The organism is uncultured Oceanicoccus sp. (genome assembly GCF_963968385.1).
Classification (GTDB): domain Bacteria; phylum Pseudomonadota; class Gammaproteobacteria; order Pseudomonadales; family Dasaniaceae; genus Oceanicoccus.
In genome coordinates, this window is record NZ_CAXAHB010000060.1 from 1 (window position 1) to 9931 (window position 9931).

Annotated in this window: 10 protein-coding genes; 8 read left to right on the forward strand and 2 right to left on the reverse strand. The window is 44.5% G+C overall.

The genetic code is table 11. The features are described 5' to 3' along the window. Positions 1–62 precede the first annotated feature (62 nt). Both AACP44_RS07075 and AACP44_RS07080 read right to left on the reverse strand, forming a co-directional pair. The gene (locus AACP44_RS07075; RefSeq protein ID WP_339339776.1) at positions 63–1673 is read right to left on the reverse strand and encodes an ABC-F family ATPase; all 1611 of its coding nucleotides are present in this window, start codon (positions 1671–1673) and stop codon (positions 63–65) included. A gap of 144 nt (positions 1674–1817) precedes the next feature. Then, on the reverse strand, positions 1818–2777 hold the full coding sequence (locus AACP44_RS07080; protein WP_339339777.1) for a DUF1853 family protein: 960 nt from the start codon (positions 2775–2777) through the stop codon (positions 1818–1820). A 66-nt stretch (positions 2778–2843) separates the two neighbouring features. Here AACP44_RS07080 and AACP44_RS07085 point away from each other — a divergent pair, with 66 nt between their 5' ends. The 8 genes from AACP44_RS07085 to AACP44_RS07120 form a co-directional block, all read left to right on the forward strand. Beyond that, positions 2844–3722, forward strand: a complete 879-nt coding sequence (locus tag AACP44_RS07085; RefSeq protein ID WP_339339778.1) for an NAD(+) kinase — start codon at positions 2844–2846, stop codon at positions 3720–3722. A gap of 36 nt (positions 3723–3758) precedes the next feature. Further along, positions 3759–4625: a rhomboid family intramembrane serine protease gene (locus tag AACP44_RS07090; RefSeq protein ID WP_339339779.1), complete on the forward strand. Its 867-nt coding sequence runs from the start codon at positions 3759–3761 to the stop codon at positions 4623–4625. Between the two features lie 4 nt (positions 4626–4629). Next, positions 4630–4899 carry a DUF1315 family protein gene (locus tag AACP44_RS07095; RefSeq protein WP_339339780.1) on the forward strand — a complete coding sequence of 90 codons (270 nt, stop codon included), beginning with the start codon at positions 4630–4632 and terminating at the stop codon, positions 4897–4899. Positions 4900–4943: 44 nt separating this feature from the next. After that, positions 4944–5753, forward strand: a complete 810-nt coding sequence (locus AACP44_RS07100; RefSeq protein WP_339339783.1) for a DUF2797 domain-containing protein — start codon at positions 4944–4946, stop codon at positions 5751–5753. A gap of 40 nt (positions 5754–5793) precedes the next feature. Next, positions 5794–8439 (forward strand): aminopeptidase N, encoded by a 2646-nt coding sequence (pepN, locus tag AACP44_RS07105; protein WP_339339781.1) that lies wholly within the window; start codon positions 5794–5796, stop codon positions 8437–8439. Between the two features lie 148 nt (positions 8440–8587). Continuing rightward, positions 8588–8881, forward strand: coding sequence for a VanZ family protein (locus tag AACP44_RS07110; protein WP_339339784.1), 294 nt, complete (start codon positions 8588–8590; stop codon positions 8879–8881). Between the two features lie 158 nt (positions 8882–9039). Further along, complete coding sequence (locus AACP44_RS07115) at positions 9040–9378, forward strand: NAD(P)H-dependent oxidoreductase (protein ID WP_339339782.1); 339 nt, start codon at positions 9040–9042, stop codon at positions 9376–9378. Positions 9379–9641: 263 nt separating this feature from the next. Further along, the coding region (locus tag AACP44_RS07120; RefSeq protein WP_339339785.1) for a Plug domain-containing protein at positions 9642–9931 on the forward strand (290 nt) is incomplete at its 3' end.

Below are 9931 nucleotides of genomic sequence, written 5' to 3' on the forward strand. Positions count from 1 at the left end.
GCTTAGAGGCTTAGAGGCTTAGAGGCTAAGTAAGTAACGCACTGAAGCGGTTGATCTAAAGGTCAGGAGATAGCTGATTTTTCGGTGAGCGACTGACTGTCCAGATACTCTTCATAGGTACCCTGAAAATCAATTAATTGCCGGTCTTTAATATCAATCACACGAGTTGCCAGCGATGATACAAACTCACGGTCATGGCTGACAAAGATCAGTGTGCCATCGTAATGTTCCAGAGCCAGATTTAACGCTTCGATGGCTTCCATATCGAGGTGGTTGGTGGGTTCATCCATTAACAGTACATTGGTGTCCATCATCATTAACTTGCCAAACAATAGGCGGTTTTTTTCTCCACCGGAACAGACTTTTACCTTCTTTTCAAAATCCTCTGAAGAAAATAGTAAGCGACCTAAAGTGGCGCGAACAATCTGATCATCATGGCTGGGCTTGCGCCACTGGCTCATCCAGTCAAATAGATTGGTATCACAGTCAAAGTCAGCGCTGCTATCTTGTGGGCAATAACCCAAGCTAGCGTTTTCTGCCCACTGTACTTTGCCGTTTGCCGGCGCCAGCTCATTCATTAGACAGCGTAGCAATGTCGTTTTACCGGCACCGTTTTCACCGATAATAGCCAGCCGTGCGCCGGCTTCTAAAATAATATTGCCATCTTTAAATAACGTGTCGTTATCAAAGCCATGACCAAAATTTTCAAGAATTAACGACTGACGATGCAGTTTTTTATCTTGTTTAAAGCGAATATAGGGGCTGACACGGCTAGAGGCTTTAATATCATCCAGTTGAATTTTCTCAATGCGTTTAGCCCGAGAGGTTGCCTGCTTTGCCTTTGATGCATTGGCCGAGAAGCGGCTGACAAATTGTTGCAAGTCGGCGATCTGGGCCGACTTTTTAGCATTTTCTGAATGCAGACGCTCTCGAGCCTGTGTCGCAGCAGTCATAAAGTCATCGTAATTGCCCGGATAAACACGTAACTCACCATAATCAATATCCGCCATATGGGTACAGACAGCATTTAGAAAGTGTCGGTCGTGGGAGATAATGACCATGGTGCTTTTGCGTTCGTTAAGAATATTTTCTAACCAACGAATAGTGTCAATATCCAGATTATTGGTTGGTTCATCCAAAAGTAAAATGTCGGGATCAGAAAATAGCGCTTGTGCAAGTAACACACGCAGTTTCCAGCCGGGAGCCACTTCACTCATTGGGCCGTAATGAAGTTGTTGATCGATACCTGCGCCCATTAAAATTTCACCGGCGCGGCTCTCTGCGCTATAACCATCCATTTCTGCAAATTGGGTTTCAAGATCGGCTGCTTTCATACCATCTTGCTCTGACATTTCCGGCAGAGCGTAAATACGGTCACGTTCCTTTTTGACATTCCACAAATCGGTATGACCCATAATCACGGTATCGATCACCGAAAACGCTTCAAAGGCAAATTGATCCTGATGCAACTTACCAATGCGTTCATTAGGGGTTACAGAGACATTGCCGGAGCTGGGTATCAGGCTACCATCAAGGATTTTCATAAAGGTGGATTTACCACAGCCGTTAGCACCAATCAGACCATAGCGGTTGCCATCGCCAAATTTAACGGAGATATCTTCAAATAGCGGTTTGGCGCCAAATTGCATGGTGATATTAGCAGTAGAGATCAAAAAAATAATCCTGATATTTAACCAACAGTAGGGCAGCAATCGTCAGAGACAAGTGCTGTTAAGGCGGCGGTACTATAGAGCGTTGCAAGCGTTTCGTCGAGCGAAAATGATAGATGTTTACCTTAATAGAGGTTGGCACTCTTTCTAGGAGTGTCTAAGCTTTTCCGGCCAGCGATCATGGGTAATAAAAAAACGTAACTTTTCTCGGTAATGTTCGCCTACCTGTTCCAGCGCGCAAATCATCACGGGTTGAATATTGTTGGAAAAATACACTGTTAATATAGCTTGCAAAGACACTGGGTTTTTTACCCTGTCGGTCAGTTCAGCGATGGCTGCATAAACAGGGCTGATCCATTCGGACCGGTTTAATATCACCCAATCTCCACTGTTTTGAATGATTCGCTCCAGCTTGGAAAGATGAATCCAATGGCCGTAATCATGGTTTGGTGATAGCGCAACTGATGATGGCGACGGGTTAATTTTGAGTGGATAAAATAATTGACCTTTAATCGCGATTTCAGTCATTACATGGTCAACGCCGAGTCTAGATAGAGTAGCTTTGCCAGCTTCGTTAGCAGAGAGTTGTGTTTGATGATTAAGCAGATGTTCCGTTTTGATATCTAATCGGTCAATGGCATTGGGGCCTAGCCAGTGTTTAAAATCAGAAGAAAAAATGGCTGGTTTAACCGTTAAAGATTTATTGAGATAAAACTTAATGGCCAGTTCTAGATGGTAATCATGGCCAGTGCTGATATCGCGGTAAATCAGGTCAAATTCGCCAACGGTCTGCTTATTCTGTGAGACCTGTAAATTATGAGCTAACAGTTCCAGTTGTGCATCATGCTGAATAAAAAATTGCCACAGTGCCTCGAAATAGAGGCCGATTCTAGGGCTGCGAATTTGTTTTAAATAATTTACCAGTGGGGCTGGATCCTGATCCAGTTGCTGCAGCCATTGTAGTCTTGCTTCGGTTAAACTGATATGACAGCTCTGTACAGAATCTGTACTACCTATATCAGCAAAGTCATTAATCAGGTTTTGTCCAAAACAGCTCCAGGCTAAATCTCGAACACAGTGGGTTTTAATTAGCGGTATGGTGGTCATGCATATCTTGGGCTTTAATCAAATTAGAGTATACTAGCTCAAATCAATAAAACTGATTACTAGACTATGAATAAATTTAACACAGTAGGGATTATAGGTCGCGAGAGTGATGCCGTTGGGGAAACCCTGCGAGCGTTAACGACCTTTTTAGCTGCTCAAAAAGTAGACATTCTGCTTGGCGAAGTTATTGCCGGTTTATTGCCCGATAACCCTTATTCGGTGATCGATACCATCAAAATGGGCGAAAGCTGTGATTTGGTGATAGTGCTGGGTGGTGACGGTAGTCTCTTGGGCGCTGCCAGACAATTAGCCAAACACAATGTCCCTGTGCTGGGTATCAATCGGGGTCGTCTGGGATTTTTGACCGATATTCTGCCAGAAGAACTGGAACAAAAAGTTGGTGCAGTACTGCAGGGTGAGTATGTTCTGGAAAAACGTTTTTTACTGAGTGCTATCGTCAAGCGAAATGGCGAGGTCATTGGCCGAGCTGAAGCCTTAAATGATGTGGTGGTTAACTCCGGCACCTCTGCACAAATGATAGAGTTTAATGTCTATGTTGACGATGAATTTGTCTATCCCCAGCGTTCAGATGGCTTAATTATTTCTACGCCTACGGGATCAACCGCATACTCACTCTCCGGTGGTGGTCCTATTATGCACCCGAAACTTGATGCTGTTGTTTTAGTGCCCATGTTCCCACACACTTTAAGCAGTCGTCCGATAGTGATTGATGGTAATAGCGAAATTAGAATTGAAATTAATCAGTCCAACAAAATACATCCGCCGGTTACTTGTGATGGTCAGGTCCATCTAACCGCCATACCGGGTGATACTGTCTATATCACCAAGCGCCGACACAAACTTAAATTAATTCAACCTACTGATCATAGTTTCTATGCCAGCTGCCGCGATAAGTTAGGTTGGGGTACGGGCTTAATTAACTAGCAAGTACAAGATTTCAACCGATGACGAGAGACATATATGGCTGAAATAGTGGCTATTGACGTGCCGATTGAGCAGGATCTACAGGCCTTTAGCAAATACCTATGGCAACAGGGGGTCAGTCATCGGGTAGTGGAAAGTCATGATCGCAGACTATTGTTGGTGGGTGATAAATCAGTAGCCCCTCAAGTTCGCGATGCCTATGAAGGTTTTCTGTCCGGAGCAACCGAAACAATAAAGATTGATGTGCCACAAAGTGCTGAAGTTACGGTTGTGTTTGGCCGATTGCTGATGCATTTACCGGTTACCCTGAGCGCTATTATATTAAGTATATTGGGCTGCCTGCTGGTGTACTTTGATCGCGACTTTGGTTTAGTTAAACATTTAACTTTTTTTGATTTTGATCGAATGAGTACCTCCATTGTTTACTTTCTTCCCACCGGCGAATACTGGCGGTTAATAACTCCAGTTTTTTTGCATTTTGGTTTAATGCATATTGCCTTCAATATGGCCATGTTATGGTTTGTAGGCCAAAGAATTGAATTATTACAAGGCAGTGTTCGTATGCTTGGTATTTCTATGACGATTGGTTTGGGATCTAATATTATGCAGGCCGTTTATGCCGAGGTAACGATTTTTGGTGGTATGTCCGGCGTGGTTTATGGTCTATTAGGTTATGGCTGGGTATGGAGTATGATGCGTCCGGAGAAAAACCTACTGATTCCCAATGTTATTTTGTACTTTTCGCTGGTGATGATGGTGGCAGGTTTCGCTGGTTTGTCGGTTATGTTAGGTGCGGGTAATACCGCTAATGTCGCGCATTTGGGCGGGCTGATTATGGGTTGTCTGATGGGTTTTGGTGCCGCGTTAATTGATAAGCACTCAGCAGATAGTGAACGGGTATAGCACGATGGATTTTGAGCAACTGTTAAATAGTATAACGCCGGAAATTTATGCCAACCTTAAGCGCGGTATAGAATTGGGAAAATGGCCAGATGGTAGGCTTTTAACCGCAAAGCAGCGAGAGCTTTGTATGGAAGCAGTGATTAATTATGAGCAGCGCTTTGTTGCCGAGACTGATCGGGTTGGTTATGTCGATAAAGGCAGCAAGGCAGAGGGCGAGCTCTGCGATGATAAGCCTGCGGCTAATCAAGAGCAGCCGCTAAAGTGGTCTGAATAGGAGCGGTTATTTTGACAGCGCATGCCGTCGGTCATTTAAAGAAAATGCAAAACCAGCTGGGGGTAGAAGAGGCTGGCAAAGTGACTTATCACCTGCCCATTGGTGACCAGCTCATACCGCTTAACCCATTAATCGGTCAGCCGATTAAGTTGCTATACCATGGTGTGATTAATTGTTCCTACTGTGGTCGAAAAACCAAAAAAAGTTTTAATCAGGGTTATTGTTACCCTTGTTTTACTAAATTGGCCCAGTGCGATAGCTGTATTATGAGTCCGGAAAAATGCCACTACCATGCCGGCACTTGCCGCCAGCCTGAGTGGGGTGATGAGTTTTGCATGACCGAGCATTTTGTCTATTTGGCCAATTCTTCCGGCATTAAAGTCGGTATTACCCGCGGCAGCCAAATCCCCACCCGTTGGATGGATCAAGGGGCGATACAGGCATTGCCTATTTTTCGCGTTAGCACCAGACAACAATCCGGTTTGGTAGAAGTGGTGTTTAAAAGCCATGTGGCGGATAAAACCAACTGGCGAAAAATGCTCAAAGGTGAAGTCGATATTATCGATCTGGAGCAGAAACGTGATGAATTATTTAAGGCCTGTAAAGCAGAAGTGGCTGCATTGCAGGATCAATATGGCATGCAGTCGATACAGGCTATTAACGATGCCGATCCGATCACTATTGATTATCCCGTTGCGGAATTCCCAAGCAAAGTAACGTCCCTAAACTTTGATAAGCAAGCGGAAATAACTGGGGTATTACAGGGCATTAAAGGCCAGTATCTGATTATGGATACCGGTGTTTTAAATATTCGTAAGTTTGGTGGTTACCATATTGAATTTACCGCAGGCTAAACCCGTTAATTATCAAATAATCTGTTGGAGTCATTAAACAATGCGGGACGCACAAGCTAAAACGATTTATTTAAAGGATTATCAGGTACCGGACTTTCTTATTGATACAACGGATTTGCATTTTACCCTGACAGAATCTCATGCAGAAGTTAGGTCAACATTGGCAATTCGTCGTAATCCTGATTCCGACAATCAGACTGCCGAACTGGTATTACAGGGGCAGGAGTTGGTATTGCAATCACTGGCCATTAATGGCGCTGCTCTATCGACAAACCAATATCAACGTACAGCAAGCAGCCTAACCATTTATTCAGTGCCGGATGTATTTGAGTTGGCGTGCATTACCAAAATCAAACCGCAGCAAAATACCTCTCTGGAAGGCCTTTATAAATCCAACACCATGTTTTGCACCCAGTGTGAAGCAGAAGGCTTTCGTAAAATCACCTATTATCTAGATCGACCTGACGTGATGTCGGTATTTACCACAACCATAGAGGCGGATAAGCAACGCTATCCGGTATTGCTATCTAACGGCAACCCTGTGGAGTCCGGTGAAACCGATAATGGTCGTCATTGGATAAAATGGAATGATCCATTTAAAAAGCCCGCTTATCTATTTGCATTGGTGGCAGGTGATTTGCAGTTTATCGAAGACCGCTTTACGACGCTTTCTGGCAATCATGTCACGCTACGTATTTTTGTAGAAGCAAAAGATATTGATAAATGCGAACACGCTATGACCTCCCTGATTAATGCCATGCGTTGGGATGAGCAGGTTTATGGTCGTGAGTATGATTTAACCATATTTAATATCGTTGCCGTCGATGACTTTAATATGGGGGCAATGGAAAATAAAAGCCTGAATATCTTCAACACCTCTTGTGTTCTGGCCAAGCCTGAAACAACAACCGATACCGGTTTTCAGCGCGTTGAGGCGGTGGTGGCACACGAGTATTTTCACAATTGGTCGGGCAATCGAGTGACCTGTCGTGACTGGTTTCAATTAAGTTTAAAAGAAGGTTTTACCGTCTATCGTGATGCTGAATTTTCATCGGATATGGGTTCAAGAACGGTTAAGCGGGTAGAGGATGTGTCGTTGCTGCGCACCGTACAGTTTGCAGAAGATGCTGGCCCAATGGCTCATCCGGTCAGGCCTGCCTCTTTTATGGAGATTTCCAACTTTTATACCGTCACGATTTATGAAAAGGGCGCGGAAGTTGTCCGCATGATGGCCAATCTGCTCGGTCCACAAGTCTTTCGTCAAGCTTCCGACCTCTATTTTGACCGCCATGATGGTCAGGCGGTGACTTGTGAAGATTTTGTTAAAGCAATGGAAGATGCCTCTGGCAAGGATTTGCGTCAATTTAGGCGTTGGTATGCTCAGGCCGGCACACCCAGAGTTACGGTTAAGGCTGTTTATGACGAAGATGCGCAGACCTATAGCCTGACAGTAAAACAAGACTGCCCAGCCACGCCCGGGCAAGAACACAAGCAGCCTTTTCATCTACCGATGGCTATCTCCCTGTTAGGAAAGGACGGTGCATTGCCGCTATATATCAATAAGGAGGATGGCAGCAAAACCGAGTTAGTGATCGATATTACAGAATCTCAGCAAACCTTGGTGTTTAAACAGGTGTCAGAAAAGCCGGTGCCCAGTTTATTCAGAGGTTTTTCTGCACCGGTAAAATTATTTTTCGATTACAGTCGTGATGATTTGCTGTTTTTAATGCGCAATGACAGTGATGGATTTATCCGCTGGGATGCGGCCCAGCAATTGGGTGTGCAGATACTTAACGAAATGATGGCTGCCATTCAAAACAACAAACAGGCGACCGTTGATAAGCGCTTGATTGCAGCCTATCGTTCCATTTTGCTTGATGAGTCACTGGATAAGGCAATGGTGGCGTTGATGTTAAAGCTGCCTACCGAGGCCTATATGGCAGAAATTTCGGAGCCAGTTGATGTGCAGGCTATTTATCAAGCCAGAACGCTAGCCAGATTAACCATTGCCGACCAGTTGCAGCAGGAATTATGGCAAGTCTTTCGCAATAATTATTTGGCGGATGATTATCAGCCCACAGCCATACAGATGGCGCAACGCAGCTTAAAAAACACCGCTCTAGATTATTTAATGTTACTCAACACCGACCAGGCTTTAACAGCTGCTCTAGATCAATTTGATCAGGCCGGCAATATGACCGATGTATTGGCAGCCTTTACTGTGATTTTAAATAGCGAGTTTAATGACGAGAAACAGCGCGTACTACAAGAGTTTTATAAGCGCTGGCAGCATGAGTCGCTGGTGGTCAATCAATGGTTTATGGCGCAGGCGCTCTGTCCATTGCCCGACACGCTTAACCAGGTTAAAGCGCTGATTTCGCATCCGGCCTTTGATATCAAAAACCCCAATAAAGTCCGTGCCTTAATTGGCGCTTTCTGTGGCCAGAATGCGGTTAATTTCCATCAGCGTGATGGCGCTGGTTATCGCTTTTTAGCCGATCAAATTATCGAGTTAAACCAAATCAATCCTCAGGTAGCCTCTAGATTATTAGGGCCGCTAAGCAAATGGAAAAAATATACCGCCGCAAGCGGCGAGTTAATGAAGGCGCAGTTGGAAAGAATTATGGCTGAGCCGGATTTGTCTCCGGATGTATATGAAGTGGTCTCTAAAAGTTTAACGGCTTAGCTTGCAATTGGCAGTAGCGACAAGCAGTATGACCGTGCATCAATTGCTGTTGTGATCACCGCCCCCATAAAGAGAAAGCATTGTGTCACTAATAGGTTTTTTTCGATTTTGTTTTTATTTTGCGCTGCTGTCTATCAGTCTTCTGGCCGTGCTGCCCCAGCAGCAACTAGTGATAACAACAGGCTGGGATAAAGCCAATCATGCGCTGGCCTTCTTCGTTTTGTTGTGGTTGTTGGATTATGCCTATCCTGCGGCCAGTTTGTGGGTAAAAAAAATACTACCCTTGCTTATCTATGGCCTGTTAATTGAGTGTGTTCAGTCGCAAATACCCGGACGTTATCTCTCATTGCTGGATTTTTTCAGTGATATTGTTGGCTTGGCGGCCTATCTATTTATCAGACCGATACTGATTAACAATAAGCTTTTTATCGATGCAGATTAATAGCATTAGATAGTGTGCTGTAACGTAGTGGAGGTCAGGGTATAAAACATCTACTGATTATTTATCATACCCAGTCGGGCAGCACCCGAGCGCTGGCTGAGGCGGCCTTAGCCGGTGCATTCACTGAGTCAGATATAGCAGCACGGCTGCTACCAGCTATGGAAGCGGGGGCTAGTGATTTGCTCTGGGCCGATGCGGTGATCTTTGCCAGCCCAGAAAATTTTGGTTATTTATCGGGTGGCCTAAAAGATTTTTTTGATCGCACCTTTTATGCCGATGGCATTCAGCCGCTGAATTTACCTTATGGGGTGATTATTAGTGCTGGCAACGATGGCACAGGTGCGCTTAGGCAGCTAGAGCGAATTGTTAAAGGCTATCCGTTACGCTGTGTAGCTGAGCCTATTATTAGCCGCGGACCACCATCGATGGCAGGCTTTAAACAGTGCCAGGAGTTGGGCGCAGCACTGGCTGCTGGCCTTGCCATGGGAATTTATTGATGTTGCTAGTGCAAATCTCTATATTCTTAATAATTATTTAAAATAGTCTTTATATAGCGATTAGTTTATAAAATAGGCCGATTTATTGCTAAAAACTGTTTACAGATAACAACAGCCAACTAGACTGTAGTGAGAATAATAAAACACGTTTGTCAGTATTAGAGACGTTACACAACTAAAGGGGGAAGGCAATGGCTTATTCAAAGTCAGTAGTTAAACCAATCGTGGCGGGTATTTTACTCAGTTCCGTTGCTCAATCGGGCATGCTCACTGCTCAAGTGCTTGAAGAAGTGATAGTGACTTCGCAATTGCGAGCCGAGAGCTTGCAAGATGTACCTATCTCGGTCACGGCGGTTTCAGGCGCCAAGATGATGGAGGCGGGTATTGATAAGATTGAAGACCTGCAATCCTATGTTCCCAACCTAACTATGTCTGAAACAGGTATCGGTACCAATATTTATATTCGTGGAATCGGTTCCGGTATTAATCAGGGATTTGAACAATCCACTGGTATGTATGTTGATGGTGTTTCCTATGGTCGTGCACAGTTATC

Bases quoted from the DNA above. Each gene is read 5' to 3' on its own strand.
- pepN (WP_339339781.1), top strand. From the start codon at position 5,794: ATGCGGGACGCACAAGCTAAAACGATTTATTTAAAGGATTATCAGGTA.
- AACP44_RS07085 (WP_339339778.1), top strand. From the start codon at position 2,844: ATGAATAAATTTAACACAGTAGGGATTATAGGTCGCGAGAGTGATGCC.
- AACP44_RS07080 (WP_339339777.1), bottom strand. From the start codon at position 2,777: ATGACCACCATACCGCTAATTAAAACCCACTGTGTTCGAGATTTAGCC.
- AACP44_RS07090 (WP_339339779.1), top strand. From the start codon at position 3,759: ATGGCTGAAATAGTGGCTATTGACGTGCCGATTGAGCAGGATCTACAG.
- AACP44_RS07115 (WP_339339782.1), top strand. From the start codon at position 9,040: ATGGAAGCGGGGGCTAGTGATTTGCTCTGGGCCGATGCGGTGATCTTT.
- AACP44_RS07100 (WP_339339783.1), top strand. From the start codon at position 4,944: ATGCAAAACCAGCTGGGGGTAGAAGAGGCTGGCAAAGTGACTTATCAC.
- AACP44_RS07095 (WP_339339780.1), top strand. From the start codon at position 4,630: ATGGATTTTGAGCAACTGTTAAATAGTATAACGCCGGAAATTTATGCC.